The organism is Microvirga sp. VF16 (assembly GCF_016864375.1).
Lineage (GTDB): Bacteria > Pseudomonadota > Alphaproteobacteria > Rhizobiales > Beijerinckiaceae > Microvirga.
Genome location: NZ_CP069354.1, coordinates 4,128,533 through 4,155,206 on the forward strand (window position 1 = coordinate 4,128,533; position 26,674 = coordinate 4,155,206).

Here is a 26,674-nt window from a genome sequence, read left to right on the forward strand (position 1 = left end):
ATCCATGTTCGATGCGGTGGCATTCGCGGGCGGCGGGAACCGCTGCTACTGGCAGGGCGGTTTTTGGGAAGCGGCCGCGCCCCTGCTCGGCCTGAAGCCCGAGATGGTCGTCGGCGTGAGCGCGGGCGCCTGGTCCGCCTGCTACAGCCTTCTCGGACTCGGACGGCGTGTGAACGAGATGGTGGCGGAAGGCTGTAGCCTCGGGCGCCGCAACTTCGAATGGCGCGCCTGGCGCAGCGAAGGCTCGCCCTGGCCGGTCTCGCTCATGTATCGCAGCCTGATCGAAGCCATCATCAACGAGAATGCGCTGGAACGCCTGAAGCAGGGCCCGAGCATCCTGATCGGGCTTGCCCGCAAGCCGCGCCGCCTGCCCCTCTCGCTCGCCATTCCGCTCGGCATCGCGACCTATCAGATCGAGAAGAAATGGCGCTCTCCCGTTCATCCGCGCGGCGGACGCGTTCTGGGCTTCCGGCCGGAATTCGTCCAGGTGCAGGATCTCACCTCCCCGGCTGAACTGTCGGCTGCCCTGATGGCGAGCGCCAGCGTGCCGCCCTTTATGCCTGTCGGTCGTATCGGCGGCATGGCGGCGCTCGATGGCGGGCTTGTCGACAACGTGCCGACGGAACCCCTCCTCCCGGTCGAGGAGCAGGGCGGCAAAACCCTCGTCATTCTCTCGCGCCTCTATCGTGCCTTCCCGAAAGTGAAGGGCCGCACCTATATCCAGCCCTCCGAACCGGTCCCCATCGGGCAGTTCGACATCACCAATCCTGCTGGCATCCGCAAAGCCTATGAGATGGGTTTGAGGGATGGCGAGGCCTTTGCAAAAGGTGCGGGTGCGCACAGCTTGTAACGAAGCTTGACCTTAGAAGCTCCCCTACCTGTCCTAACGTCAGCAACGGGAAGCCATCATGACGCCACGCTGGATCGACACATTGCTCTCAAATCGGGGAACGGAAATTGCCGCCCGGGTTCTGCTCACCTTTCCGTTCTGGGCCAGTGGTCTCATCAAGCTCCTGGATTTCCCGGGCGGCGTGGCGGAGATGCGTCAGTTTGGTCTGGAGCCGGCCTGGCTTTTCAACGGCCTCACGATCTTCGTTCAGCTGACGGGGTCCGCCCTCATCATCGCGAAGCGCTGGACCTGGCTCGGTGCCGGAGCTCTAGGCGTCTTCACCTTCCTGACCATCCTGATCGTTCATGCCTTCTGGCGCCTTGAGGGCGAGCGGGCCGTCATGGCGCTCCATACAGCCGGTGAGCATGTGGGCATGATCGGCGCGCTCATTCTGGTGTCGATCCTCGCCCTGCGTCCAAGACCTGCATCCCAGACGACTGCAGATGCTCAGAGACTAATCGCAGCCTCGGCAGGAATGTTGCACCGTTAAGGGTTGATTCAGCTTGAAGAGTTCATCTGCAGCCAAGCCAGCACATGATCACAGGTCCGCCCCAAAGCGGTCACAGCCCTGCAGATCATAACAGCAGGTTGCCAAGACAGCCTGACTTCCAGAGAGGATTCATGACCCAGCAAGCTTCAGACCGCGATATCCGACCGAGCGAACAGAACGCCGCCCATTCCATTCCGGCTTTCAAGGCCGTCGCTCTGCCCGCTCTCGCCGCAGCCGTCCAGGCTGCCAAGTTCCAGCAGAGCCGTCCGAAGACCTCCGAGCTTCCTGCAATCCTGCGCAAGGAAGCCGTGCTGGATTAAGCTGACTCCAGCCGACCCGAATATTGAGGTGGAGCTACCCTGCTGATGTTGGGCAGCTCCACCGTTATGCGTCCGCCACGTCACTCGTTCCGCTCAGGCCAAAATGACATCGCTTGAACCGAACGACAGTGGTTGCGGGCTGGGCTCCGAATGCGACAGATCCAGAGTAACGGCTTCATCACCTGCAGAGCCCGAAAGCGCCTGTCCATCCTCGGACGAACTTGACTCGAAGCCTTCAAAATCAGCAGCAATGTCTTGCGTCGCCGAGTCCGCAACTGCTTGATGCTTGAATCCCAATCCATCATCGACGAGAATCGACCGATCCGAAAACTGCAGTTTCTCGATGTTTTCGAGAGTATCGGTTCCGTCCTTTCCTACCTTGTCGGTGACGGTCACGGTGCCGTCGGCGCTGTGCTTGATGGTGTAGTTGCGGAAGCGGCCGGAAAAGGCGGCCGTGTCAGTGTCCGCCAACGGCTCACCGAATGGATTGCCGTTATCGCCGATCAGATGATCGTTGCCGGCTCCGCCCTTGATCCAATCGTTGCCTTCGTTCCCGAGCAGTTCGTCCTCACCGCTGCCGCCGTCGATGTGGTCGTTGTCGAGGCCGCCGAAGACCTCGTCGTCGCCGGCACCGGCCCAGATGCGATCACGGCCTTCCAGACCGACGAGCAGGTCGTCTCCAGCCCCTCCTTCCATGCTGTCGTTTCCGCCCGCACCCTTGAAGAAATCGTCTCCGCCCTCGCCCGACATTCTGTCGTTGCCGTCGCCGCCGATGAGCGCATCGTTCCCAAGACCTGAAACGAGCACGTCGTTGCCGCCATCGCCCCAGAGCGTGTCGTCACCGGCGCCGGACCTTACGCGATCGATCCGCTCGGTCCCACCCATCACCACATGGGCTGTGCCATTGTAAGTGATCCAGCCATCGCGCCAGACGACTCCGACCGAGCCGCCTGTCGGATAGGTCGAAGGATCGCCGATCTCGATCGTGTAGTCCGGCACCGAGAAGACATCGAAGGGAAGATGCTTCGCGCCGGTGTTTCGCATCACCAGTTCGGAGAAGGACGTTCCTTCGAGCTGTGTCAGGAAATTGGTGCCCTCCAGTCGCGACAGGTAATAGAAGCGATCCCCGCTCTGCAGCTTTTCCATCTGCGTCTCGAAGACGAAGTTGAACGTCGAACCGAGAAGGCCGCCGGATGCCAAGGGTTTCTCGGCGAGCCCACCGATCCACAGATCGATATCGTCGATGCCTGTCTCACGTCCTGCGAAGCCTCCGGTTCCATTCAGGAAGTCGGTGTCCGAAGCAGTACTCTCATTCTCGGCCGTCGCAGGATCATCATCTCGCCCCTCGACAATCACGGTTGCTGCGGCGCGCTTTTCCGCCGCCGTCGTGGCCTCATCGAGAAGAGGATGAATGCCATAGGCCGCGATGAAATTGATCAACGACTCGGGGTGGCGGATGTTGCCACCGAACTCTGCCCAATTCTCATAGGGCTTAAGATCGGAGTCGTTAGTTCCCTCAAAAAATTGCTCGCGCACCGTGTTGAGAGAGGGAATGCCCGTATCCCGACCGCGAGCGAGATTGATGGCGGCAAGATCGAGTGGCAATCCATAGACGCTGTTGCGCAGGGCGTCGGTCACGAACTCATCGATCTCGTTACCCGCCTGATTGGTCGCGCCGCGCACGATTTCTCCCGCTGCAGTGCCGGATATGCCCCGCTGCGCATAAGCCACTGGATTCAAGAAAGCGCCCACGAGACTCAGTTGCTGATCGCCCGCAGCATTGGGATCCGCATCGACCACATTACCATCGGCATCGATGCGGTCGACAGTCTCCCGCAGCAGGGAATGCCCGAAGCGATAGACCGTATGCGCGAACTCCGCCGCGATAGCAGGATCGATATTGACGTTGTGCGCTTCGAACTCGTCGATATTGGGCTGGATGCGCCGCGCGAAATTCTCGAACACCAGATGCTGATATTGCATCTCGGTGCCGAAGCGCGCAGCCTGAAACAACCGCTCGCCGTTCCATTCGCTCTCCTGGATGCCATCGGTGAGGTCTGCTCCCGGCAGCAGCCACTGGCGCGCGAAATCGGAATCGGCGGGCAACTCGGCGCGGATCAGATCCTTGATATGATCGAGCAGCCGGTTGTGCTCGGCATGGAAGATGTGATGCACCGCCGTCAAACCGACATTCTCATTCCCACGCCCGTCACCCGTGATGAAATGCGCGTCGAGAAGTTCGTTATCGTAATTGCCGGTCGTGTCCGAGCCGTCGAGATTGGCGAGGCTGACCTCGAGGTCGCCGTCGGCAACTTTTCCGGTCGGAATGGCGTCGTGCGCGATATCGTCGAGAAAGGCGTGGCCCGTATGGGCAGCGCCGGTCGTCTTCACGGGAGCCGAGGGATCGCCTTCGACAAGAATGTCGTCATCCGTGCCTGCACGCCCGTCCTCACCCGGCAGCACAAGTTGCGCGAATCCATTGGGCCCCCGAAGGAACTGGCCATATTCGTCGGTCGCCAGCAGCGGGATGTTGGTCACGTCCTCGTCGGTGAGCTCGATGCCGAGCATAGTTCTGGCCTGGGCTTTCACATCGCCCCAGGTCGGAAGCCCGCCACCGGCATGGTCGAGCAAGGCCCCGGTGGTCACCGGCTTGCCGTTCGCATCGAGTGCATATTCGCGCAAGAACACCTGATGCGAGGGATGCGAGGTGTAAGTCTGGTTCTGATCGATAAACGGCGTGGTCTGATTGGTGTGTTCATGAATATCATCTGCCGTTCCGACCACTCCATCAGGTCCCGGCTGATTGGTCGCCCGCGTCAGCACCATGAAATTTTCATTGCTGCCGGCCACGTAGAGCGGATCATCCGGCTGCAATGGAATGATGACCGATCCGCTCTTGCCCTTGTTGACGAGATCGAGGCCGTGATCGAAGAACTGGCCGAACAGGATGAACCATTGATTGAACGGCGCCGCGCCGGCGTCGGGCGCCACATTGGCGATCAGGCCGTCCCCGTTCTCATCGACAGCGCGTGCTGCCGGGTTGGTGTCTCCATTCTGGTCCACGATCAGGTTACTGATGGTGCGGGGTTCCGAATCCATCACTCTCGTGTCGCTAAGAACCTGCTCGTATGACGTCCCGCTCTCGGCTTCACGAAATTCAGCATCGGTCAGGCGGGGAAAGACACGATCGGCGGCGCCGTAGTCGTAGTGGCCGGATACGATGCTGTTGCCTGTGCCGCTGACCGTTCGAAGCCCGAACGGTAGGGAAGGATCGTTGATCGGCGTGTGCGTTTCGCTCTGGAGAATTTGGGAGAGGATGAAGTCGAGATCGGACCGAATGAGCAACATGACATGTCTCCTCCGAATTGGCCCGGTGGGACGGAGGAGTAGGACCAGAATTTGTGGCGATCATAAGTTAAAAACTTGCCAAAAATTCTGTAATTGCAGAGCGATTACTTTCCAATATGAACATTCGTGCATATTTTATGAAAACAACACAGCCATAATGGCAATTATCATGGGTTTATTTAAAAGTAATAAACTTAGTTTACTTAAATGATCTTATCGAATAATGACACCCCAACTCGAACTGCGTAGATCAAAGCGAAGCTGTAGCAAGATCGAAAAGGCTCAGGCCTCAGCTTTGATATACGATAACTCAGCATAACGAACGGCCGGATTAATCCGTCGGTAGAAGAAGCGCGCTCATGCCTTCTGGCTCAACCACGTAAATGTGATCTAAGCCAATAGAAAATGCTTCATAGCCAAGCTGGACACAGAGCTGTTTTCCAAGACCAAGCAATATCCTGCGTATGCCCAGTATTTCGCTGGAGGCTAGCTCGGCATGACATGCGGAAGAACAGCAAAGGCGACAGAACGTCGGGCGATTGCATTCCGTTCGACCCCGGAACAGCTAAGCTGTATGAATCGCGAATCTAGTGCTTATGTTTGGAAGAGCTTCTCCGATGCGCCTCTCGATAAGGACGCATCGGATGAAATCCGAAAGCGGGGTTTGCTTCCGAGCTGATGTATTAGCGGACGATGACCTTCGTGTTCAGGGCAACGCGGTTGTAGAGGTCGATCACATCGATGTTGCGCATCCGGATGCAGCCCGAGGACACTGCGTGGCCGATCTTCTCTGGCTCATTCGTGCCATGGATGCGATAGAGCGTGTCCTTGTTGCCCTCGTAGAGATAGAGCGCCCGCGCACCGAGCGGATTCTCAGGGCCGCCTTTCGTGTATTGGACGTGCGGCCAGCGGGCCTTCATCTCGGCCGGCGGATTCCAGTCGGGCCATTCCGCCTTGCGGGCAATGGTGGCCGTGCCGGCCCAGCCATAAGCCTCGTCGCCGACGGCGACGCCGTAGCGGATCGCCTTCTTGTTGGCCTGCACGTAGTAGAGCTGGCGTTCCTTTGTATCGACCACGATGGTGCCCGGCGCCTCACCCGTCGGGTCATCGATCAGATATCGACCAAAGCGAGGATCGTCCTCAGCCTTCGGAGTCTGCGCCATCCACTCCGTGTCGCGGGTCGAGACCTGGGGATCTGGGATGCCCTTGTAGTTACATCCGGCCAGAGCCGCGATCATTGTCAAAAGAAGGGGCAGACGGGAAAGGCGCATTGTGTAAGCTCTGCAGACTCAGCTTGGGCCAATAGTCGTTTCAGTCGGGGTTATAGACCGCGAGGTCCTTAAGTCGAATCGAAACACACCATGGCACGGCTCCGCATCGGAAGGTGTTGCATCACAACAACATAGACAGCCGCTCGTGACGCTGCGACACTCGTGGTGATCTCTATTCAAGAATGCTCATGTCCACGCTCTACATCGCCCACCCGGCCAGCCTCGAACACCAGACACCGCTTGGGCACCCCGAACGGCCCGACCGTATCCGCGCCATCGAGCGCGCGCTGGAGAAGGAGCGTTTCACCTCGCTCATCCGCGAGCAGGCGCCGATGGCGGAGATGGAGAGCCTCGCCCTCGCCCATCCGGAAGAATACATCGTCCGGCTTCGGGATATCAGCCCCCGAGAAGGGTTAGTCAGGATTGACGAGGACACGCTCATGTCGCCGGGCACTTACGAGGCTGCCCTCCGGGGAGCCGGCGGCGCGGTGCTGGCGGTGGACGAGGTCATGTCCGGCCAGGCGACCAATGCCTTCGTGGCGATGCGCCCGCCGGGGCATCATGCCGAGCGCATCCGGGCCATGGGCTTCTGCTTCTTCAACAACGCGGCCATCGCCGCGCGCCATGCCCAGAAGCGCCATGGGGCGGAACGGGTCGCGATCTTCGACTGGGACGTGCATCACGGCAACGGCACGCAGGACATCTTCTGGTCGGATGCGAGCGTGCTCTATTGCTCGACCCATGAAGCCCCTCTCTATCCCGGGACCGGTGCCCTCTCTGAGAGAGGCGAGCACGGCACCATCGTCAACGCGCCGTTGGGCGCGGGCGACGGCAGCGAGGCATTCCGCGAGGCGGTGGACAACGTCGTCCTGCCGCGCATCGATGATTTTGCGCCCGACCTGATCATCATCTCGGCCGGCTTCGATGCCCATTGGCGCGATCCGCTCGCCAGCCTGAACCTGACGGAATCGGATTTCGCCTGGGCGACGCAGAAGCTGATGGATCTCGCAGAACACCATTGCGGCCGGCGGATCGTCTCCGTCCTCGAAGGCGGTTACGACCTCGAAGGCCTTGCGAGATCGACGGCCTTTCATCTCGACGCCCTCATGGGACGTGAGACGGGCGTTTAAACGAGGTCCCACGCATCACATGTGTCACGGCCGGGCTCGTCCCGGCAATCTCGCCTTTATGAGGCTCAGCGCTTTACGGATCGAGATCACCGGCACAAGGCCGGTGATCTCGCGAGGAGATTTTAGGGAGCCGGCCTCAGCACTCGATCGGTTCCTGGCTCAAGAGCTCGATCCCGAACCCGCTCAGGCCCACATAGGAACGGCTCGACGTCGCAAGATTGCGGATCGACGCAACACCGAGATCCCGCAGGATCTGCGCGCCGAGACCGATCTCGCGCCATTGGCTCGAGCGCATCGCTTCCGAGCCTGTCTCGTCATGCTCCGAGAAGGACGTGGTCGGAACGCCGGCCGTGCCGTCGCGCAAATAGACGAGAACGCCTCTGCCTTCCTTCACGAAACGCTGCAGAGCCGCGTTGACCGTCTTGCCGCCCTCGAAGACGTCGGTCAGCGCATTGGCGCGGTGCAGGCGCACCGGAATGTTCGTGCCGTCGCCGATGCGGCCATGGACGAGCGCGATATGCTGCACGCTGTCGAAGGGTGTCGAATAGGCGTAGCCGGTGAACGAGCCCCACTGGGTCTCCACCGGAAAAGTCCCGATGCGCTCGACGAGCTTTTCCCGCGCCTGGCGGTAGGCGATCAGGTCGGCGACAGAAATGCGCTTGAGATTGTGCTTCTCGGCGAAGGCATCGATCTGCGGCCCCTTCATCACCGTGCCGTCGTCATTGGCGAGTTCGCAGATCACGCCGACCGGCGGCAGGTTTGCGAGCTTGCACAGATCGACCGCAGCCTCCGTGTGGCCGGAGCGCATGAGCACGCCGCCATCCTTGGCGATGAGCGGGAAGACGTGGCCGGGACGCACGAAATCGGCCGCGCCCATATTGTTGTTGGCGAGCGCCCGCACGGTGTTGGAGCGCTGCTCGGCCGAGATGCCCGTGGTCAGCCCATGCTTCACGTCGACAGTAACGGTGAAAGCAGTGCCGAGCGGCGCGTCGTTAGCCTGCACCATCGGGTCGAGCCGCAGGCGGCGGGCCTCCGCGACGGTGAGCGGGGCACAGACGATGCCGCAGGTGTTGCGGATGATGAAGGCCATCTTCTCCGGCGTGCAGAGGGAGGCCGCGACGATGAGGTCGCCCTCGTTCTCGCGGTCGTCGTCATCGGTGACGATGACGATTTCACCGCGGGCGAAAGCCTCGATGGCTTCGGTGACGGAATGGGGCATCCATGCCTCCTTGGCGGATTCAGGCAGAAAATCGTTGGGCGTAACGGCCCCTCGGGTTTCACGGGCAATCAATTCAGCGGTGTCCCGGGAGAGCCAGGCCTGCCCCGAATTGCACAACTGGGTGACGGCGCCAGGAGTGACGCCGATCCGCCGCGCGAACGCGACGCGCGACACCTTGTTGCGGGACAACCATTCAGCCAGTCTCATGCCGGGGGCTTAGCCGATGAACCGATTTTAGTAAAACTAAAATTGGGGATCAGAGCTCGAAGGGCCAAGAGGCTCCATGCCCGACCTGTCCGCGATGGCGCAAGAGATGGTCTGCCAAAACGCAAGCGACCATGGCCTCGCCCACCGGCACCGCCCGAATACCGACGCAAGGATCGTGGCGGCCCTTGGTGCGGACCTCGGCCTCGGCGCCGGTACGGGTGACACTGGAGCGCGGAGTGAGGATCGACGAGGTCGGCTTTACGGCAAAGCGGCACACCACCGGTTGGCCGGTCGAGATGCCGCCGAGCACGCCGCCGGCATGGTTCGACAGGAAGGTCGGCGCACCCTGGTTGCCGGGACGCATCTCGTCGGCGTTCTCCTCACCGCGCAAGCTTGCTGCCGCGAAGCCGTCGCCGATCTCGACACCCTTGACTGCATTGATCGACATCAGCGCTGCGGCGAGATCGGAATCGAGCTTGCCATAGATCGGAGCGCCGAGGCCCGCCGGCACGCCCTCCGCCACGATCTCCAGGACCGCACCGATGGAAGAGCCGTCCTTGCGCAGGCCGTCGAGATAGTCCTCATAGAACTGAGCCGCCTTCGCATCCGGGCAGAAGAACGGGTTGCGTGCCACCTCCTCCCAATCCCAGTTGCCGCGGTCGATGGCGTGCGGTCCCATCTGCACGAGAGCGCCGCGGATGGTGACCCCGGGCAGCACTTTTCGGGCGATGGCGCCGGCAGCCACGCGGGCCGCCGTCTCGCGGGCCGAGGAGCGACCGCCGCCGCGATAATCGCGGATGCCGTATTTCACGTCATAGGTGAAATCGGCATGGCCCGGACGGTAGGAATCCTTGATCTCGGAATAATCCTTGGAGCGCTGGTCCACGTTCTCGATCAGCAGCGCAATCGGCGTTCCGGTCGTCACCTGCCGGCCCGTGCGCTCATCGATGAACACGCCGGACAGGATTTTGACCTGATCCGGCTCCTGGCGCTGGGTGGTGAAGCGCGACTGGCCCGGACGGCGGCGATCGAGCTCCGCCTGAATCTCGGCGGCCTCGAGCGGGATCATCGGCGGGCAGCCATCGACGACGCAGCCGAGCGCGGGGCCGTGGCTTTCGCCGAAGGTGGTGACGCGGAACAGGTGGCCGAAGGTGTTGTGGGACATGGCGCTTCTTCGATGTTCAGGGCGTCTTAGAACCAAAGCGCCCCGGTGTCACGCGCGATGCAATCTGCCTCTCGGCATTCCCGCTTCCAGATCGACCGCTGGCCTCTTCGACCACCGCAACCTGCCCGGCGTTACTCCACGCGAATCCGATAGGTCCGGGTCATGATCGTCTCAGGACCGACATCGGTCGAACTCCAGGGAATGTCGAGGACGACCTCATCCATGCCTTTGAAGCCCCTTCTCGGCGTGTAGACATAAGCGATGCCGCGAACCTTCGTGCCCGGACAGACCGTATCCTTGCCGAGTGTCTGTTCATGGGGACGGATCTGGATGGTTCCGCTGGCAGGCGCCTAGCGGACCTTCACATCGGGGATGTTCGAGGGATAGCAGGTATTCATCTCGTAGGCGAGGAACCCGCCGATGGCGGTAATCGTATTCGCCTTGACGGTCCGCTCGATGGTCTCGGCGGAGGCGGAACTCATTAGCAGGGTCAAACCCGCTGCAGCGGCAACGATGCGAGACATAACGAACTCCTGAAATTGCAACAAAGTATCTATTAAGAGCATATTCTCAGAAAGACCACAACAACAGGTAGCAATGAGCACTCGGAACTTGCACTCAGCGGTAGTCGTCTCTGTCCATCCGGGATTGGTTGTCGGCCATTGTCAGAGCCAGCACCTGTGGGCCCGCAGCGTGAGCTGCGAGCCTGAGGGTTGATCGAGGGTGGCGCGACAGGCAGCCCGGCTCGATGTCTGGTGTGGGATGGAAGAGCCGAACTGCCTCTTCGCGCACGGCTTCTTGAGGCGGACAGGAGAGGCCAGCTCAGTCGACCGCCGCCGGCGGTGACCGTCTGCGCGACGGCGGCCTGCGACCGATCCCGACCACCAACCCACATCCTGGGCCTCCCGTCACCCGCACCTGCGTTCAGTGCGTGCACGGGACCGTGCCTGCTCCCACACTGCGACGCCTCGCGAGCGCGCCCCTCGATAGGAGCAGATCTGAGGCAATGATATAGCTGAGGTTAGGATCATTGTCAAGAACAAAATGAGAACATTGCCTAAGCACCCATCGCGTCATCCCCGGGCTTGGCCCGGGGATACACGCCTTGGGACCATAACGTTGCAAAGACGTGGATGGCCGGGTCGAGCCCGGCCATGACGGCAGAGGGTTTGATGACAGTGTCATTCCCGGCCGGAATGGCGTAGCCATCGCGGGGGACGGGAATCCACTCTCTCACTCCGTACTCTGGATCCCCTTCCCGCACTTCGTGCGCCGAAGATGGCACCGGCGCCTATCTCCCTCTCGTGTGAGAAAGCGCGAGGCGCTCACTCAAATCTCGATTGAACTTCCGATCTCCACGACCTGCGCAGCGGGGATGCAGAAATAATCCGCCGTCAGCTCGGCGTTGCGGTTCAGCATGGCGAAGATCACCTCGCGCCAGAAGGCCATGCCGGGGAGCTTCTTGGAGGCTACGACCGTCTGGCGGCCGACATAATAGGTGATGGTGTCGGGGTCGAGATCGGGCAGGTTGAGGCGAGCTACCGCGAGACGCAGCGCCGTGGGGACGTCGGGTGTCTCGGTAAAGCCGAGACGAAGGACCAGACGCTGAACGCCTTCGCAGATTGGCATCAGATGAACGCGCTCATCTCCTTCGACGGTCGGCTCATCGGTCACCACCACCGAGACGAGGAACACTGTCTCGTGCAGCACCTTATTGTGCTTCAAGTGATGCAGAAGAGTTCCGGGAACGCCTGATGTCGACGCGGACATGACCACCGCGGTTCCCGGGATGCGGATCGGCGGCTGACGCTCCAGCAAGTGCTGGAAATCCTTCGTGGACATGCGCAGATGCGTCCGCGCCCGCTGGACGAGCTGCTGCCCTTTGCGCCACGTCAGCATCATGAACGCCGCGCTCAATGCAATCAGAAGCGGGAACCAGCCACCTTCCAGAAGCTTCGTTGTGTTGGCGGCGAAGAAGACCAGATCGACCAGCAGCAGGGTTCCGTTGAGCAGATAGACGAGAATTGGTCTATGGCCCCAATGCAGGGCGACAAAGGTCGCGAGAATCGTCGTGATCACCATGTCGAGCGACACGGCGAGACCATAGGCACCGGCCAGATTGCTGGACGAGCCGAAGCCGAGGACCGCCACGAAGGTCAGCATGGCAAGAGTCCAGTTCACGAAGGGCACATAGACGTGTCCGCGCTCGTGGCTCGACGTATGAATGACCCGCATCCGGGGCATGAATCCGAGCTGGATCGCCTGCTGGGTCAGCGAGAAAGCGCCCGTGATGACGGCTTGCGACGCGATGACCGTGGCGAGAGTGGCAAGGACCACGAGCGGATAGTGCGCCCAATCGGGAGCGAGATGGTAAAACGGGCTCTCGATCACGCCCGGATTCGTCAGCAGCAGAGCCCCCTGGCCGAAATAGTTCAGCATGAGGGCCGGCAGGACAATGAAGAACCATGCATTGCGGATTGGAGCCGGACCGAAATGGCCGAGATCCGCATAGAGCGCCTCGCCGCCGGTCACGGTGAGGAAAACGGCGGCAAGGACCGCGAGCGTGACTGCGATATCCGTCTCGATCAGAAAGGCCAGCGCATAGATAGGGTTGATGGCGGCAATCACGCCCGGAGCGGCCACGATCCCACCAAGCCCAAGCAGACCCAGCACCGAAAACCAGATCAGCATGAACGGACCGAAAATGCGCCCGATCCGTCCCGTGCCCATGCGCTGAACCGAGAACAGCGTCACCAGAATGGCCATCGTGATCGGCAGCACATAGGGCTCGAACTCCTTCGCATCGACGGCAAGGCCTTCGATGGCGCTCAGGACGGAAATGGCAGGCGTGATCGTACCATCGGCATAGAGCAGAGCCGTTCCGATGAGACCGATGACGGTAAGATACATGCGCCAGGAGCCCGGCTGAATGCGCCGGACGCCCAACAGCGCAAGCAATGCGATGATCCCGCCCTCGCCGCGATTGTCGGCCCGGAGAATGAACAGACAGTACTTGATCGAGATGACAACGATCAGCGACCACAGAATGAGCGACAGCACTCCCATCACCGTTGCCGGAGATAGGACACCGTGATTGGCCGCAACCGCCGCTTCCCTCAATGCGTAAAGTGGACTGGTGCCGATATCGCCGAACACGACGCCCAGGGCGCCGAGGACCACCGCCCGTGAGGCGATTCCGGCTCTCGCGTCATCAGCATGGGCGTCAGCGACTGTAGCCATGACGGTCCGAATGCACGGCAAGTCCATGCGGCTTCCGCGCTCAGGTATAACCGGGAGAATACTGCTCAGTTCCTGGATGAGGAAGAGGCGCGGCACTGTTCTTTATCGGATGAGACCTGACACCGGCGCGGCGCTTCTCCCTCTCCCGCACGGAAGAGGGGAAATCACGGACAACTCACCGATACGGAAAGCAGTGGTCGCGGTCGAGGAAAAGGCCGAAGTGATCGCCCAGCGCGGCGATAGCATCGCCATGCTCAGGGTAAGGATCGCGGTTCTCAGGGCCGACGATGATGATCCTGAAATCCGGATCGTCCTCGCCGCCCGGCGGCAGCATCGCCGTGACGAGAGCCACGCCCTCCGCATCTCGCAGCGTCAGGAACAGCGGCATGACGCGCTGGATGTGAGCCTTGAGACCGATATTCTGCTCGACGAATGGACTTGAGGTCGCCTGATAGCTGTTGGCGGCAGTCTCCCAGGCGTGTCGGAAGTGCTTCTCGACAGCGTGGCCCATCGCGTCCGATTCGAGCGCAGCCTCGCCTTCTGTCTCGATCCGGAACCAAGTCTTCGTCCCTGGAGCATCGCAGACGTATTGCATAACCTGTCAACGCGGGAACGCGGCGAAGGTTGTCTCAACGGCCTTCTGTCACACCCAGCGGTAGCTGCGCCCCTCGATCACGAGCACCCGGCCCTGCCAGATGTCCATGCTGGCGGCTTGGCGGGCGTTCACCCCGCAGGAAATGGACAGGAAGGCCCGGGCGACGCCGCCATGGGCGACGACCACGGTATCGCGAGTGAAATCGTCCAGGATCGGGCGGATGCGGTCGACCAGCATGGCATAGCTCTCGCCGCCGCCGGGCGGCGCATAATGCCACTTGTCCTGCTCACGCAGAGCGGCGAGTGCCGGCTCAGCCTTGCGGACCTCCTTCCAGGTCATGCCTTCCCAGGAGCCGAAGGTCAGCTCGACCAGGCGCTCGTCGAGCTTGTACCCCTCGGGATAGAGGCCGAGCGTCTTGCGCAGGATCTCCATGGTCTCGCGGGTGCGGGTCATGGGGCTCGCCACATAGGCGAGGTCCTCATAATGCGGCACGAGGGCCTTAAGCTTGCGAGCGGCTTCCTCGGCCTGGACGCGCCCCACGTCGTTGAGCGGAATGTCCTTCTGGCCCTGGAGTCGTCCCTCCAGATTCCAGTCCGTCTCGCCATGGCGAATGAAGTAGATCTTGGGGCGGGACGGGGTCACTTCTTCAAGTCCGATACGCTGACGTTACTCTTTATCGAGGGACAGATCCGGCGCTTCCGGGTTCTTCATGCCGACCACGTGGTAGCCGGCGTCCACATGCAGGATCTCGCCGGTCATGCCGCGGGACATGTCTGACACGAGATAGGCGGCCGTCTCGCCGACCTCCTCGATGGTGACCGTGCGGCGCAGCGGCGAGTTGTACTCGTTCCACTTCAGAATGTAGCGGAAATCGCCGATGCCGGAGGCGGCGAGCGTCTTGATCGGGCCCGCCGAGATGGCGTTGACGCGGATGTTCTTGGGGCCAAGATCGGCCGCGAGATAGCGCACGGACGCCTCAAGCGCCGCCTTGGCCACGCCCATGACGTTGTAATGCGGCATCCACTTCTCGGCGCCGTAGTAGGTGAGCGTCAGGAGCGAGCCGCCGTCGTTCATCAGCTTCTCGGCGCGTTGCGCAATGGCCGTGAAGGAATAGCAGGAGATCAGGAGCGACTTGGTGAAGTTGCCCTCGGAGGTCTCCACATAGCGGCCGGTGAGCTCGTCCTTGTCGGAGAAAGCAATGCAGTGGATGACGAAGTCGATGGAGCCCCAGAGGCGCTTCACTTCCTCGAACACGGCATCGATGGTGGCGCCGTCCGTCACGTCGCAATGGCCGACTACATGGGCGTCGAGTTCCCTCGCCAGGGGCTCGACCCGCTTCTTCAGGGCGTCGCCCTGATAGGTGAAGGCGAGCTCCGCCCCATGCTGGCGAGCAGCCTGCGCAATGCCCCAGGCGATCGAACGGTTGTTCGCCACGCCCATCACCAAGCCACGCTTACCGGACAGGATGCCGGTGGCCTTCGTCTCCGCCATGATTCACCTAGATCGTCACAGGACAGGTCAATAAAGAACGGCCTCTTTAGCCGACCGAGCGACCACGGGGAAGCCCTCTTGGCACCCCTTGAGACAATCAGAACGCCTTAGGACTGAATTTCTACCACGCTTTGCTACTTGGCCTTGGCCGAGGCGCGCTTGCGGGCATAGTCCATCAGCTCCTCATCCACGACCTCGGGCAGCCTGATCTCCATGGCCACGAAGAGATCGCCGTGACCCGCCTTGGTCGGCAGACCCTTGCCGCGCAGGCGGAAGGTGCGGCCGGAATTGGTCATGGGTGGGATCTTCATCTCCACCGAGCCGGTCAGGGTCGGAACGCGCACCGAGCCGCCGAGGATTGCCTCCTCGATCTCGACGGGCAGCCGCAGGCGCAGGTCGGATCCTTCCGGCGTAAAGCGCTCATGGGGCGCGAACTTGATAGTGAGCAGCGCATCGCCGGGATCGATGCCGGGAGCCCCCTGCCCCAAGCCGCGCAGGCGGATCACCTGGCCGTCGCTCACGCCCTTGGGGATCACCACGTCCACGTCGCGACCGGTGGAGAGCCTGATGCGCTTCTTGGCCTCCTGGGCCACCTCTTCCAAGGTCACGGTCAAGGTCGCGGCCACGTCCTCGCCCTTCTGGGCCCGGCCGCGGCTCTGGCGCGTGCTCTCCCCTCCCGAACGGAAGGCGTCGGCGAAGAACTGGGAGAAGACATCGTCTCCGAGATCGGCCCCAAAACCGCTCCGGCTCGAGCGGCGGGAGCCGCCGCCGAAGCCGAAGCCGCTGAATCCGGAGAAATCCTCGGATCTCGCACCGCCTCGTCCGCCGCCGAAACCCTCAAAACCCTGGAAGCGCGGCTTGCCCTCGGCGTCGATTTCGCCCCGGTCGAACTGGACCCGTTTGCTGGCATCGCCGAGGATCTCGTAGGCGGCATTCGCCTCGGCGAACTTGTCCTTCGCCTTGGGATCGTCCTTGTTGCTGTCGGGATGATAGGTCTTGGCGAGCTTGCGGAACGCCTTCTTGATCTCCGCTTCGCTCGCGGAGCGGGATACGCCCAGAACGTCGTAGGGGTTTCGCATTGTGGAATCCATGAACCGTCGGATTGGAGCCTAGAGCATCGGACCCAAAAGTGGACTTCCACTTTTGGGATATATCCGATGCCTATCTTCTGAGTTGGCGCATCGTTCGGAGCGGAAAAACCGGATCCACTTTTCCGCACGATGCGCTAGAGCTCAACGGCTTTGACGGTCATATGGTCGAAGTGTTGCCGGTTTGCAACGCCTCAAACGGCTAAAGCTTGTCCTTGCAAGAGCTAAACCTTGGCTTGGCCCTTATGAGGCTTGACCTCCTTGATCGCCCATTCGCCGCCGGAGGGCCGACAGGCCATACCGTGCAGGGAGGCCGCGGAAGGGCCGCTCAAATTGGCCGAGAAGGTGCGGCAGATCTCGTCGTCCTTCACGAAAGGCGCGCCCATGGGCGTGAAGGTGCCTTTGCGGGTCGTATCGGGATTGTCCCACGACACCTGGGTGCCGGGGCCCTGCGGGTCGAGGGCGACGGCCAGCGCCGCCTTGGCCCGACGCCAGTCCTCGTTGTCGAGATCGGCCGACAGGGGGGTGACCGCCTTGGCCGCGATGGCGCCGGTCGCCTTGGGCTCGTCATCGTCCAGGGCCGACAGTCCGAAGGAGAAGCTGCATGCGCTCGTGGACAGCGCAATCAGACCGACCGCCAGCAGTTTCACGGCTTCGCTCCGGCCAGCATCTGATCTATAACGGCGCGCATTGGTCGACGTCACGCGTCGGATCCCCCCAGAACCAAAAGTCACAGAACGAGATAAGACATTGAACCCGTTAACAACCGGTGACTTCACTGAATCGGACGAGCCCTTCACGCTCTTCAAGACCTGGCTGACGGAGGCCGAGGCTTCGGAGCCCAACGATCCCAACGCGATGGCGCTGGCGACCGTCGACGAGACCGGGCTGCCGAATGTCCGCATGGTTCTCCTCAAGGGCTTCGATGAGAACGGCTTCGTGTTCTACACCAACACGGAATCCAACAAGGGCCAAGAGCTTCTGGGGCAGAAGAAGGCCGCCATCGTTCTGCACTGGAAGAGCCTGCGCCGGCAGGTCCGCGCGCGGGGGCCGGTGACCATCGTCGGCGACGCGGAAGCCGATGCTTACTTTCAGAGCCGCCCCCGCGACAGCCGCATCGGCGCCTGGGCGAGCCAGCAATCGCGCCCGTTGGAAAGCCGCTTCGCCCTGGAGAAGGCAGTCGCGCTTCACACGGCCAAATACGCCATCGGCGAGGTGCCGCGCCCGCCCTACTGGACGGGCTTTCGCATCGAACCGGTCTCGATCGAATTCTGGCAGGACAAGCCGTTCCGCCTCCACGACCGGGTCATCTTCACCCGCGAGGGCGACGGCTGGCGGAAAGTACGGCTTTATCCCTGATTGCGACCCAAACCGTAGACCCTAGCCCTGAACCGGGATAAGGGTCTGGCCCCTTACGCGAGAAACCTGATGTCCTCCTCCACCCCCAACTCCCGCCGCATCATGCTGCTCACCGGCGCCAGCCGGGGGATCGGACACGCGACCGTCAAGCGCTTCTCCGCGGCCGGGTGGCGGGTCATCACCTGCTCGCGGCATGGCTTTCCCGAAAACTGCCCGTGGGAGATGGGACCGGAGGATCACCTCCAGGTCGATCTGGCCGACGCCGAGGACACACGCCGCGCCATCGCGGAGGTGAAGGAGCGGCTCGCCGCCGAGGGCAGCTGCCTGCATGCGCTCGTGAACAACGCCGGCATCTCGCCGAAGGGCGAAGGCGGCTCGCGGCTGGACGCGCTCCATACCTCCCATGAGGATTGGATGCGGGTGTTCCAGGTGAATTTTTTCGCCTCGATCATGCTGGCCCGGGGCCTGCAGGACGAACTGACGAAGGCCAAGGGTTCGGTGGTCAACGTGACCTCCATCGCGGGCTCCCGCGTCCATCCCTTTGCAGGCGCGGCCTATGCCACCTCGAAGGCGGCGCTCGCCGCGCTCACCCGCGAGATGGCGGCCGATTTCGGGCCTCTGGGCGTGCGCGTCAATGCCATCTCGCCCGGCGAGATCGACACCGCGATCCTCTCGCCCGGCACGGAGAAGATCGTCGAGCAATTGCCGATGCGGCGGCTGGGCACCCCGGACGAGGTCGCCAAGGCCATCTACTTCCTCTGCACGGATGCGAGTTCCTACGTGAACGGCGCGGAGCTCCACATCAATGGTGGTCAGCACGTCTGAACGGACGAAACATGACTCCGCGCCTTTCGCAGCTCGTCGCGGCCGTGCTGATCCTCGGTTCAGTATCGGATGCGCTGAGCCAGGAAGAACCTGAGAAAAACCCGTTCGCCGATCCGGACATGCAGCCCTCGTATCGGGCGCAATGCCATGAAGTCCGCGAATTGACCAAGGATCGCGAGACGGGCTCGACCCGGATCGATTTCAGCGTCACCGGCCCCCTCGCCCTTGTGCATTTCGACGGCACGCTGGCCTATCTCGGCCTGTGCGGCACCGCGCCCGAACCGAAGGTTCTGTGCATCACCTACCAGACCAACGACATGAAGGTCGGCGAGGTGGTGACGATCACGGGCGGCTATAGCCGCCCGAATCCGGATTTCATCGTGCTCGACCCATGTCTGGCGCAGCGGCCGGACGGGACAGCGCAATAGGACGCTACACCGCCTGCACGGGCCGGGCTATTACCGCATCACGACGGCAGGCCGCGCCTCCCTCCGCTCTCCCGGACAGGGAGGGGAGTAGGTGTCGGACTTCATGCGAGGGGCATTGTTCGTGGTGCTGCTTCAGGCAGCCATCAGGACCCTGCCCTATGAGCCTGGCTATGCTCTTGGCGTGGCTTTGCGGCAGGCAATCGGGCTATGGTAGTCCAAGCCCCGGACTGCTATGGAGAAATCGTGAGTGTGAGCAAGAAAAGTATAAGGGTAAACCCACTTCAGGCTATAGCCGCTCTTTCACCTCTTGAGCGGATAAATATCTCACTGACGCACCTGGATCACGCCCATAGGTTACTGCATGAAGCTATAAACTACTCGGAACAAAGGCGGGCGATCTTACCGACACTTGCCGAGTTCTGGCACGACAACATGCCACGACCAGTGTTCACCCTTTTGGTGACCGTCACAAATTTCGAAGTTTCCAGCGTATGCCGCCTCTGGGATAAGGCGGCCCTGCCAAAGTTTGGTCTACCCACAATAGCCGCTCTGCTCGACGATCCGAACGTCCTAGAGATTGTTGAGGAGCAGCTTAGTACAACCCATCAGAGCGCAGAGGTTCTCAGGTCAGAATTGAGCCGGATTGACGAGGCGATTTCGACTATTAAGGAGATCGAAGCCTCAGACCAGATCATGCGTGTTCGCAATTTTCGCGACAAGTTTATCGCGCACCCATTGCTATGGACTTATAATGATCAAAAGGCAGCGATTGAACTCATCAAGGATGGGGATACAGATGCTCTAGTAGTAGCGGCCATATCTACGATGACACGCTTGATGAGCGTGGCCAGGGGTGAACCGCTGGATTACTTGCACTTGCAGGAGCGAGAACGAGAGGAGTCGAAGCGGTTCTTCGATTCCGTGAAATGGCCAAGTGACAAAGGCTCTCTAGCGTAGCCAGCCCCATTTCTCCCCGCTATACCCTCCCCATGACTTACTCCCGTGACACCACCGTGCCGGCTCCGAGCATACCGGCAGCATTGCCCTGGCCATTTGCCGCTGACTCAACGAGAGAGCGTCGCAAGATTTGACCTGCGACGCTCTGAGGTGAGTTACCAGCACTCCAGCGGCTCGTTAGGACCGGGAGGATTTTCGGCATAGCCGGGAATGATGACGGGACCGTCTCCCGAACCGGGGGGCGTTGCATAAAACGGAGGATAGCCGCCGCCATGGTCATTCCCGGAAGGGAACCACGATGAGAGATCCTCTAACAGGTGTGACAATGGATTTCCGCCGTATAGCGGACCTACATCACCGCCAGGACCGCCGTTCGGCTCCACGGGTATGGGTTCTCCCGGATTGGGTTCTCCCACAGCAATTGCAGGCGGTTCGTTGCCGCTCGAATCGTAAGGTATATTGTAGCCGTTCATGAGACGTCCTTTCCAGTAAGGCTGCTAGCTTCCGCCGAGGATGTTCTCCGACGGCGAACGGTCACTTTGGCCCACTCCGCAAAGACTGATCTGTGAGATGCGTCACAGGTGGTCGACACGTCCTGGATAAGCGGAAAAATTACGTCCTGAGCGCAAAACGGCGATATGACCTACTCCCGCGACACCACCACCATCTCCGAGTTCACCGACCAGAAGCACCTGATCTAGGGAATGGTGGATTGAGACGGAAGCTTGAGTCCTCCTCAAGATGTCAAAGGAGCAGCGGGATGCCTTCTTCAACGGCCGGAGGACTAGCATTACGCCGCCTGAGCGGGCCAGGACCCGACATAGCGCGATTGCGGCCGGATGATGCGGCCGGTACGGCTCTGCTCGATGGCATGGGCCACCCATCCCGCTGCGCGGCCCGCCGCGAAGAGCGGCGTGAAGCCCTCGCGCGGAACGCCGAGGGCGTCGAGCAGGATGGCGGTGTAGAACTCCACATTGGTGTCGAGCCGGCGGCCCGGCTTGCGGCGCTCCAGCACCTTCAGGGCCGTTACCTCGACGGCCTCCGCGAAGGAAATGCGGTTGCCCTTTCCCTTCAGCCGTCCGACGGCGGCCTTGAGCACGTCCGCCCGAGGATCGCGCACCCGGTAGATGCGGTGGCCGAAGCCCATGAGGCGCTCGCCCCGTGCCATGGCATCGTCGAGCCAGGAATCCGCATTCTCGATGGAACCGATCGCGTCCAGCATGTCGAGCACCGGACCGGGCGCGCCGCCATGCAGCGGCCCCTTCAGGGCGCAGAGCCCGGCCACGACGGAAGACAGGATGCCGGCCTGTGTCGAGGCGACCACGCGGGCCGTGAAGGTCGAGGCATTGAGTCCGTGGTCGATGACCGTCACGAGATAGGTGTCGAGGGCCTGCGCCTCACTCGCTGAGATCGGTGCGTTGCGCATCATGCGCAGGATGTCGGCGGCGTGACCTGCGGATGCGTCTGGCTCCACCGGTGCGAGACCCTGCATTCCTCGAACCGCCATGGCGGCCGCAACGCCGGCGGCCCCGACCGCCAGAGCGGGATGGTCCTCCTCCGCATCGGGCAGGCTCGCAAGGAGCAGACGCATGCCCTCAACCGGTGTGAGCCCGGCGAGGTATGGGGCAAGCGGAGCAAGATGCCTGTAAGCCCTCACCCGTGCCCTACCGAGAAGGGCATGAGGATCGGTTGCGGCGTCCAGGACGAGGCCGCTCCACAACATCGCCACCACATCCTCGAAGGCCACTCGGCCAGCCAACTCCTCGAGATCGTGTCCGCAGATGATTAGACGCCCCGCCTCACCGTCCACATGGCTGAGGGTAGTCTCGGCCGCCACGACGTCGTCAAGTCCGATGGTCATGAGCTTTCTCCTGTGTTGCGGGAGAGCTTCGCGCCAGTCTTGCCGGGCGGTCAATCTTGAATCAACATATCAACATATGAGCACTGCATCCCTCGATCTCGCATCGGCCGACGAGGCCTCGTCCCGCCTCGGCATCAGCCGTGCGAGCCTCTATGCCTATGTGAGCCGAGGCTTGGTTCGCTCCTTTGCCTCGCCGCACGATTCGCGTCAGCGGCTCTATGCCGTCGAGGATGTGGAGACGCTGGTGGAGCGAAAAGCCCGCTTCCGCCGCCCCGCTGCCGCGGCCGCGACCGCCCTCGACTGGGGACTGCCGGTGCTCGAAACGAGCATCACGCAGATCAAGGATGGGCACCTCTTCTATCGCGGGCAGGACGCCATCGCGCTCGCCCGCACCGCCAGCCTCGAGGACACCGCGCGATTGCTGGTCGGCGCCTTGGACGAGGATGCCTTCCTTAAGCACTCCCGGATCCCCGGGTCTTTGCCCGGTCCGGCCTTCGGCCCCCATGGTTACGTGGCGCAGGCTGTCCGCCTTCTCTCGGAGCCGGCCCCCAGGGAGACCCGGGCAGCGGAGGTGGCGGCGATCCTGCGCCTGATGACGGCCGCCGCCAGCGGCGGCGATCCCGGCATCGAGCCGATTCATATCCACTTGGCTTCTGTCTGGAAGACCTCCCCGCAGGCCGCCGATAAGATCCGGCGCGCCCTCGTTCTCTGCGCCGACCACGAACTCAGCTCATCCGCCTTCGCGGTCCGGGTCACGGCCTCGACCGGTGCCTCCCTGCGCAATGCCATCATCGCGGGGCTCGTGACCCTGAGCGGCCCCTATCACGGCGGGATGACGGAGCGGGTCAGGGCATTTTTGGACAATCCCGGAACGACGTCGCCCCCTGGCCTCCGACACCGCCTTTATCCGGACGGGGATCCCCGAGGGCGGGCACTTCTGGAGAACGTGCCGCTTCTGGCTTCGGACGCCACGACCCTGAAGACGATCACAAGTGCCTCCGGCGGCAGTCCCAGCATCGATGTCGCTCTCGTCATGATGGAGCGGGCCTATGGACTGCCGGTGGGCGCTGCGTTTACGCTCTTTGCCATCGGACGCACGGCCGGATGGCTTGCTCACGCCATCGAGCAGCGCAGCCAAGCAGCCCTCATCCGGCCGCGGGCCCGTTATGTCGCGACTGACGAACCATCGGCGCAGAAATCTTCCTCATGATCAACGGCGGCCGTTCTCAATTCCGCTGCCCGCCTCGCAGGAACTCGGGGTCTCGCTTCCATTCAAAGCGCTAGCGCATCGTGCGGACCCAGAGGGCCGCGTCAGTGAAACGTGGACCCGGTATTCCGCTCCCAACGATGCGCTGCTTAAGGGATTGATCCGATGCTCGAGTTGATCGCGCCTTCGACCGACAATGCCTTTCCGAATATGCCGCTTAGGGTTCTGGCAAAAGTCGCCGTGAAATGATGCCGGTCGCGATAGACCATGATTCCGCCGATCACGGTCGGGCAGCGCGCCGCATCACATAAGTGATCGGTCAGATCCAACACATTCAGATTCAGTTCCTGAGCGGCCGTAAGCACAGGATCATCTCTGAAAGCGACTTCCCGCAGAGGCGCGCAATCGACGTTCCAATCTTTGCTCTCTGCCAGGCATTTATCGGGATCGAAGCGCAACCAGGGCGTCGAGCGAACGATCCGGACATCCAATCCCATCGCGAGCAGACGCGACCAGGCTTCCGCCATGCCCCGACGGGTCGTTTCAGGATAGGCCGGCGATTGCGAGATCAGCACGATGTCAGGCCGCTCGCGCTCGAGCCAGGCGATGACGTTCTTCGACCATTCGAGGCATTCCGTATAGGGGCGCTTGAGCGGCTGGTAGTAGAAAGCCTCCAATGAAAACAGACTTGCGGATTTGGACAGGCCGCGGAAGTCAACTCCTTTGTCGCGGACCATTTCCTCGAAGGCGGGATAGAGATGCCCCGCATGGGAATCGCCGATCATGGCGATCCGTCGCTTGCTGCGAGGATCGCCATAGGCACAGACGAGAACCTCCGTCTTGCGCTGCTCCTGATGGCACTTGCTGGCATAGATGTTCGGCACATCCGCGCGAAGGTTTTCCAGCTTCGGGATAATCTTTGTCAGATCCTCGGAGCGCCAATCGTATTGCGGATCGACCATCGCGAGAGCTCCGCGTCTGTTCTGCCCCGAAGCCAGCGCATCCTGATCGTGAGTGCTGATTCCGAGATAGCCGACACCCAGCACAAGCGTCGCCGCGATACATGCGGCACCAGCGGCGACGGTGCGTTCGGTGGAGAAGGACGGGATCCGGAAACGGTCCTCGACATAGACCTTGCTCAAATGCGCAAGGCCGCACGATGCCAGGAAAAGCGCGAAACCGTCGGGAAGTCCGATGGTTCGGTCTGTGACCTCGCCGTAGACGATGATCAGCGGCCAATGCCAGAGGTAGAGGGAATACGAGATGTCGCCGAAATACTGGAACGGGCGCGAGCTCAAGAGCCCACGCGCCGACCAGGGTGCCTGCGAGCCGCTCGATGCAATGACGGCGGCGGCTGCGAGGGTCGGGAGGAGCGCCGTGTAACCGGGAAAAGGGGTGCTTTCGCTATAGGCTATGGAGGCAACAACGATGCCGACGACGCCGAGCAGCCCCAGGATCGCACGCTGAGAATCGGCGAGAGCGTTTCGGGTAAGAAGGATGGAAAGAGCGCCGCCAAGCGCCAACTCCCAGGCCCGGGTGGTTGTCGCGAAATAGGCCGTCCCGGGATCGAGCGGGGTGAGAAATACCGAATAGGCGAGCGAAGCACCGCCGACGATGGCGATGATCCATCCGAACGCCCGACGGGGATCGAGGCCAGCTCTGCGAGCGACGGCGACAACGGGGACCAGGATCAGGGGCCAGACGATATAATACTGTTCCTCGACCGACAGGGACCAGAAATGGTTCATGGGCCCTTTCGCATCGCCGGCCAGGTAATCGACTGCCTGCGCAGCCAGAAACCAGTTCTGGACATAGGCGGTGCTCGCCATGATGCCGTTGACGATGTCGGCCCAGTAACCTTTGGGGAAAAGAGGAATGGACAGCGCGACCGCCGCCGAGACGAGCGTTGCCGCGGGAAGCAGGCGCCGGATCCGACGGGCATAGAATCCCGAAATGCTGATCCGTCCCTTGGTCTCGAACTCCCTGATCAGCGAACCGGTGATCAGGAAACCGGAGATCACGAAGAACACATCGACGCCGACATATCCACCCGGCAGGACTGCCGGCCAGATATGATAGATCAGGACGGACACCACCGCGACGGCCCGAAGTCCCTGAACCTCTTTGACGATGTGATCGCGGGTATGGTGCATTGGCGTCCTGGTTCCGGCAGGGTTCTGAACCCTGCCAAGTCCTGGCGGCTGATACTCAGGATCAAAACCGGTGGCAAGCTGCATCCTGCCGGCGCGCAGCGATGGATAAGCTCGTCAAGCTCTTGCCCGAAGGAGCGAGGATCTATGTATGTGACACTGTGTCCGAACGCTCTGGCGTCTATCCCAAGGCCGTCTTTGGACTCGCTAAGCGGCCGCAGAGCCAGCTATATGGTGGCTGGCGAACCATTTCTCCCATGACCAGCGACCGCTTCTATCCCTCTCGCCCGATCCTCGCCGCCTCGGTGGCGGTGATCCGGGACGGGCGTATCCTGCTCGCCGCACGGGGCAAGCCGCCGAGCGAGGGGTTGTTTTCGCTGCCCGGCGGGATGGTCGAGGCCGGCGAGACCCTGGGTGAGGCAGCCTTGCGGGAACTTCGCGAGGAGGTCGGGGTTGAGGCCAAGCTCATCGGCCTGATCGCCCCGGTCGAATTCATTGAAAGGGACGAGAAAGGCCATATAAAGCATCACGTCGTCATCGCCGCCCATGCTGCCCGCTGGGTTTCGGGCGAACCCCAGACAGGTCCGGAAGCAAAGGAAATCCGTTGGGTCACGGAACGGGACATCGTCGATCTGCCGATGACGGCAGGGCTTACCGGGATTCTGGAGCGGGCTTTCAGGCTCGCAGGTCAGGATCCAAGGCCATGAAGCGGACAGGCCTGCTCCTCGCCCTTCCCATCATCTTACTGGCAACGCCTCAACCTGCGGCAGCTCAAGGCTTCTTCGAACGGCTCTTCGGCCTTCCCCCGCGGCCGCAGCCGGGCCAGCCGGTGCCGCAGCAGCAATATCGTCCCCAGCCGCAATATCGGCCGCAGCAACCCCAACAGCAGCGGCGCCCGCAGCAACCGCAATCGCAGCGACCTGCCGGCCAGCAGCAACCGCAGCAGCAGGCGGAGCCCGCACCCATGGTCGAGCCGCCGCCCGCGCCGTACGAGAAGGAGTTGCTGCGGCTCGCCGAAATCATCGGATCGCTCGCCATGCTGCGCCCCCTCTGCAGCGCGCCCGACGGCACCGAATGGGGCCGACGCATGCAGGTCCTGCTCGAGGCGGAAGGCACGACGCCCGGCCGGCGCGAACGTCTCGCCGGGGCCTACAACAAGGGCTATCAGGCTTATGCCCTCACCTATCGGGTCTGCACCCCCTCGGCCCAGGAAGCTTCCGTCCGGTTCTTGAGCGAGGGCGAACAGCTCGCCCGCAACATCACCGGCCGCTACGGCGGGTGATCGAAGGATTGTGCTCCGCATCCCGAGGTGTTGCAGCGATGCCTCTTATCCACATTTTTCGAGCTTTAGCCTCTCGCGTTAACCTCCTTGCAAGGTGATGCTGGCGGTGGGCCGGCGCGACGTCTAGAAATGAATCAACCGAACTCGCGCGC

At 62.0% G+C, this 26,674-nt stretch carries 25 protein-coding genes; 12 read left to right on the forward strand and 13 right to left on the reverse strand.

Annotated elements, in window-relative coordinates; genetic code table 11:
- Positions 1-4: 4 nt before the first annotated feature.
- From JO965_RS19315 to JO965_RS19325, 3 genes are all read left to right on the forward strand, one after another.
- Complete coding sequence (locus JO965_RS19315) at positions 5-850, forward strand: patatin-like phospholipase family protein (RefSeq protein WP_203440630.1); 846 nt, start codon at positions 5-7, stop codon at positions 848-850.
- Between the two features lie 58 nt (positions 851-908).
- On the forward strand, positions 909-1,379 hold the full coding sequence (locus JO965_RS19320; RefSeq protein WP_203440631.1) for a DoxX family protein: 471 nt from the start codon (positions 909-911) through the stop codon (positions 1,377-1,379).
- Between the two features lie 131 nt (positions 1,380-1,510).
- Positions 1,511-1,699 carry a hypothetical protein gene (locus tag JO965_RS19325; RefSeq protein WP_203440632.1) on the forward strand — a complete coding sequence of 63 codons (189 nt, stop codon included), beginning with the start codon at positions 1,511-1,513 and terminating at the stop codon, positions 1,697-1,699.
- 93 nt (positions 1,700-1,792) lie between these two features.
- Here JO965_RS19325 and JO965_RS19330 read toward each other — a convergent pair whose 3' ends face one another.
- Together JO965_RS19330 and JO965_RS19335 are read right to left on the reverse strand one after the other, a co-directional pair.
- Positions 1,793-5,047, reverse strand: coding sequence for a peroxidase family protein (locus JO965_RS19330; protein ID WP_203440633.1), 3,255 nt, complete (start codon positions 5,045-5,047; stop codon positions 1,793-1,795).
- A 683-nt stretch (positions 5,048-5,730) separates the two neighbouring features.
- Entirely contained in the window at positions 5,731-6,318 is a 588-nt protein-coding gene (locus tag JO965_RS19335) for a L,D-transpeptidase (RefSeq protein ID WP_203440634.1), read from the reverse strand.
- Positions 6,319-6,506: 188 nt separating this feature from the next.
- Here JO965_RS19335 and JO965_RS19340 point away from each other — a divergent pair, with 188 nt between their 5' ends.
- Positions 6,507-7,448: a histone deacetylase family protein gene (locus JO965_RS19340; protein ID WP_203440635.1), complete on the forward strand. Its 942-nt coding sequence runs from the start codon at positions 6,507-6,509 to the stop codon at positions 7,446-7,448.
- Positions 7,449-7,584: 136 nt separating this feature from the next.
- Here JO965_RS19340 and ribB read toward each other — a convergent pair whose 3' ends face one another.
- The 9 genes from ribB to JO965_RS19385 form a co-directional block, all read right to left on the reverse strand.
- On the reverse strand, positions 7,585-8,874 hold the full coding sequence (ribB, locus tag JO965_RS19345; RefSeq protein WP_203440636.1) for a 3,4-dihydroxy-2-butanone-4-phosphate synthase: 1,290 nt from the start codon (positions 8,872-8,874) through the stop codon (positions 7,585-7,587).
- A gap of 49 nt (positions 8,875-8,923) precedes the next feature.
- Complete coding sequence (gene aroC / locus JO965_RS19350) at positions 8,924-10,039, reverse strand: chorismate synthase (protein ID WP_203440637.1); 1,116 nt, start codon at positions 10,037-10,039, stop codon at positions 8,924-8,926.
- Between the two features lie 350 nt (positions 10,040-10,389).
- The gene (locus JO965_RS19355; RefSeq protein WP_203440638.1) at positions 10,390-10,563 is read right to left on the reverse strand and encodes a hypothetical protein; all 174 of its coding nucleotides are present in this window, start codon (positions 10,561-10,563) and stop codon (positions 10,390-10,392) included.
- A gap of 805 nt (positions 10,564-11,368) precedes the next feature.
- Positions 11,369-13,279, reverse strand: a complete 1,911-nt coding sequence (locus tag JO965_RS19360) for a potassium transporter Kup (RefSeq protein WP_203440639.1) — start codon at positions 13,277-13,279, stop codon at positions 11,369-11,371.
- Positions 13,280-13,454: 175 nt separating this feature from the next.
- On the reverse strand, positions 13,455-13,874 hold the full coding sequence (locus JO965_RS19365; protein ID WP_203440640.1) for a hypothetical protein: 420 nt from the start codon (positions 13,872-13,874) through the stop codon (positions 13,455-13,457).
- Positions 13,875-13,922: 48 nt separating this feature from the next.
- Positions 13,923-14,516 (reverse strand): histidine phosphatase family protein, encoded by a 594-nt coding sequence (locus JO965_RS19370; protein WP_203440641.1) that lies wholly within the window; start codon positions 14,514-14,516, stop codon positions 13,923-13,925.
- A gap of 24 nt (positions 14,517-14,540) precedes the next feature.
- The gene (gene fabI, locus JO965_RS19375) at positions 14,541-15,365 is read right to left on the reverse strand and encodes an enoyl-ACP reductase FabI (protein ID WP_203440642.1); all 825 of its coding nucleotides are present in this window, start codon (positions 15,363-15,365) and stop codon (positions 14,541-14,543) included.
- Between the two features lie 134 nt (positions 15,366-15,499).
- Positions 15,500-16,444 carry a DnaJ C-terminal domain-containing protein gene (locus JO965_RS19380; protein ID WP_203440643.1) on the reverse strand — a complete coding sequence of 315 codons (945 nt, stop codon included), beginning with the start codon at positions 16,442-16,444 and terminating at the stop codon, positions 15,500-15,502.
- A gap of 233 nt (positions 16,445-16,677) precedes the next feature.
- A complete protein-coding gene (locus JO965_RS19385) occupies positions 16,678-17,103 on the reverse strand; it encodes an RT0821/Lpp0805 family surface protein (protein WP_203440644.1) in 426 nt (141 codons plus the stop codon).
- Positions 17,104-17,203: 100 nt separating this feature from the next.
- Here JO965_RS19385 and pdxH point away from each other — a divergent pair, with 100 nt between their 5' ends.
- The 5 genes from pdxH to JO965_RS19405 all read left to right on the forward strand — a co-directional run bounded on the left by pdxH (position 17,204) and on the right by JO965_RS19405 (position 20,022).
- The gene (gene pdxH, locus JO965_RS19390; protein WP_246776624.1) at positions 17,204-17,812 is read left to right on the forward strand and encodes a pyridoxamine 5'-phosphate oxidase; all 609 of its coding nucleotides are present in this window, start codon (positions 17,204-17,206) and stop codon (positions 17,810-17,812) included.
- A gap of 102 nt (positions 17,813-17,914) precedes the next feature.
- Positions 17,915-18,637 carry an SDR family NAD(P)-dependent oxidoreductase gene (locus tag JO965_RS19395; protein ID WP_203444266.1) on the forward strand — a complete coding sequence of 241 codons (723 nt, stop codon included), beginning with the start codon at positions 17,915-17,917 and terminating at the stop codon, positions 18,635-18,637.
- A gap of 11 nt (positions 18,638-18,648) precedes the next feature.
- The gene (locus JO965_RS19400) at positions 18,649-19,065 is read left to right on the forward strand and encodes a hypothetical protein (protein WP_203440645.1); all 417 of its coding nucleotides are present in this window, start codon (positions 18,649-18,651) and stop codon (positions 19,063-19,065) included.
- A 91-nt stretch (positions 19,066-19,156) separates the two neighbouring features.
- A complete protein-coding gene (locus tag JO965_RS48940; RefSeq protein ID WP_256451895.1) occupies positions 19,157-19,279 on the forward strand; it encodes a hypothetical protein in 123 nt (40 codons plus the stop codon).
- A gap of 35 nt (positions 19,280-19,314) precedes the next feature.
- Positions 19,315-20,022: a hypothetical protein gene (locus JO965_RS19405; protein ID WP_203440646.1), complete on the forward strand. Its 708-nt coding sequence runs from the start codon at positions 19,315-19,317 to the stop codon at positions 20,020-20,022.
- Positions 20,023-20,812: 790 nt separating this feature from the next.
- Here JO965_RS19405 and JO965_RS19410 read toward each other — a convergent pair.
- The gene (locus JO965_RS19410) at positions 20,813-21,883 is read right to left on the reverse strand and encodes a citrate synthase/methylcitrate synthase (protein WP_203440647.1); all 1,071 of its coding nucleotides are present in this window, start codon (positions 21,881-21,883) and stop codon (positions 20,813-20,815) included.
- Positions 21,884-21,959: 76 nt separating this feature from the next.
- On the opposite strand from JO965_RS19410, the gene JO965_RS19415 reads away from it, so the two are divergent.
- On the forward strand, positions 21,960-23,093 hold the full coding sequence (locus tag JO965_RS19415; RefSeq protein WP_203440648.1) for a citrate synthase: 1,134 nt from the start codon (positions 21,960-21,962) through the stop codon (positions 23,091-23,093).
- A 146-nt stretch (positions 23,094-23,239) separates the two neighbouring features.
- Here JO965_RS19415 and JO965_RS19420 read toward each other — a convergent pair whose 3' ends face one another.
- Positions 23,240-25,243, reverse strand: a complete 2,004-nt coding sequence (locus JO965_RS19420) for an acyltransferase family protein (RefSeq protein ID WP_203440649.1) — start codon at positions 25,241-25,243, stop codon at positions 23,240-23,242.
- Positions 25,244-25,344: 101 nt separating this feature from the next.
- Between JO965_RS19420 and JO965_RS19425 the strand changes: the two genes are divergently transcribed.
- Both JO965_RS19425 and JO965_RS19430 read left to right on the forward strand, forming a co-directional pair.
- Positions 25,345-25,947 (forward strand): NUDIX hydrolase, encoded by a 603-nt coding sequence (locus JO965_RS19425; RefSeq protein WP_371826805.1) that lies wholly within the window; start codon positions 25,345-25,347, stop codon positions 25,945-25,947.
- Positions 25,944-26,522, forward strand: a complete 579-nt coding sequence (locus tag JO965_RS19430) for a TIGR02301 family protein (RefSeq protein WP_203440650.1) — start codon at positions 25,944-25,946, stop codon at positions 26,520-26,522. The genes JO965_RS19425 and JO965_RS19430 overlap by 4 nt, the downstream gene beginning before the upstream one ends.
- Positions 26,523-26,674 lie beyond the last annotated feature (152 nt).

Excerpts from the sequence above, each read along its gene's own strand:
- JO965_RS19355 (WP_203440638.1), bottom strand. The coding sequence starts at position 10,563 with ATGTCTCGCATCGTTGCCGCTGCAGCGGGTTTGACCCTGCTAATGAGT.
- JO965_RS19430 (WP_203440650.1), top strand. The coding sequence starts at position 25,944 with ATGAAGCGGACAGGCCTGCTCCTCGCCCTTCCCATCATCTTACTGGCA.
- JO965_RS19320 (WP_203440631.1), top strand. The coding sequence starts at position 909 with ATGACGCCACGCTGGATCGACACATTGCTCTCAAATCGGGGAACGGAA.
- JO965_RS19410 (WP_203440647.1), bottom strand. The coding sequence starts at position 21,883 with ATGACCATCGGACTTGACGACGTCGTGGCGGCCGAGACTACCCTCAGC.
- JO965_RS19365 (WP_203440640.1), bottom strand. The coding sequence starts at position 13,874 with ATGCAATACGTCTGCGATGCTCCAGGGACGAAGACTTGGTTCCGGATC.
- JO965_RS19330 (WP_203440633.1), bottom strand. The coding sequence starts at position 5,047 with ATGTTGCTCATTCGGTCCGATCTCGACTTCATCCTCTCCCAAATTCTC.
- aroC (WP_203440637.1), bottom strand. The coding sequence starts at position 10,039 with ATGTCCCACAACACCTTCGGCCACCTGTTCCGCGTCACCACCTTCGGC.
- JO965_RS19400 (WP_203440645.1), top strand. The coding sequence starts at position 18,649 with ATGACTCCGCGCCTTTCGCAGCTCGTCGCGGCCGTGCTGATCCTCGGT.
- JO965_RS19380 (WP_203440643.1), bottom strand. The coding sequence starts at position 16,444 with ATGCGAAACCCCTACGACGTTCTGGGCGTATCCCGCTCCGCGAGCGAA.
- JO965_RS19340 (WP_203440635.1), top strand. The coding sequence starts at position 6,507 with ATGTCCACGCTCTACATCGCCCACCCGGCCAGCCTCGAACACCAGACA.
- JO965_RS19315 (WP_203440630.1), top strand. The coding sequence starts at position 5 with ATGTTCGATGCGGTGGCATTCGCGGGCGGCGGGAACCGCTGCTACTGG.
- JO965_RS19425 (WP_371826805.1), top strand. The coding sequence starts at position 25,345 with ATGGATAAGCTCGTCAAGCTCTTGCCCGAAGGAGCGAGGATCTATGTA.
- JO965_RS19395 (WP_203444266.1), top strand. The coding sequence starts at position 17,915 with ATGCTGCTCACCGGCGCCAGCCGGGGGATCGGACACGCGACCGTCAAG.
- JO965_RS19335 (WP_203440634.1), bottom strand. The coding sequence starts at position 6,318 with ATGCGCCTTTCCCGTCTGCCCCTTCTTTTGACAATGATCGCGGCTCTG.
- fabI (WP_203440642.1), bottom strand. The coding sequence starts at position 15,365 with ATGGCGGAGACGAAGGCCACCGGCATCCTGTCCGGTAAGCGTGGCTTG.
- ribB (WP_203440636.1), bottom strand. The coding sequence starts at position 8,874 with ATGAGACTGGCTGAATGGTTGTCCCGCAACAAGGTGTCGCGCGTCGCG.
- JO965_RS19325 (WP_203440632.1), top strand. The coding sequence starts at position 1,511 with ATGACCCAGCAAGCTTCAGACCGCGATATCCGACCGAGCGAACAGAAC.
- JO965_RS19420 (WP_203440649.1), bottom strand. The coding sequence starts at position 25,243 with ATGCACCATACCCGCGATCACATCGTCAAAGAGGTTCAGGGACTTCGG.
- JO965_RS19360 (WP_203440639.1), bottom strand. The coding sequence starts at position 13,279 with ATGGCTACAGTCGCTGACGCCCATGCTGATGACGCGAGAGCCGGAATC.
- JO965_RS19415 (WP_203440648.1), top strand. The coding sequence starts at position 21,960 with ATGAGCACTGCATCCCTCGATCTCGCATCGGCCGACGAGGCCTCGTCC.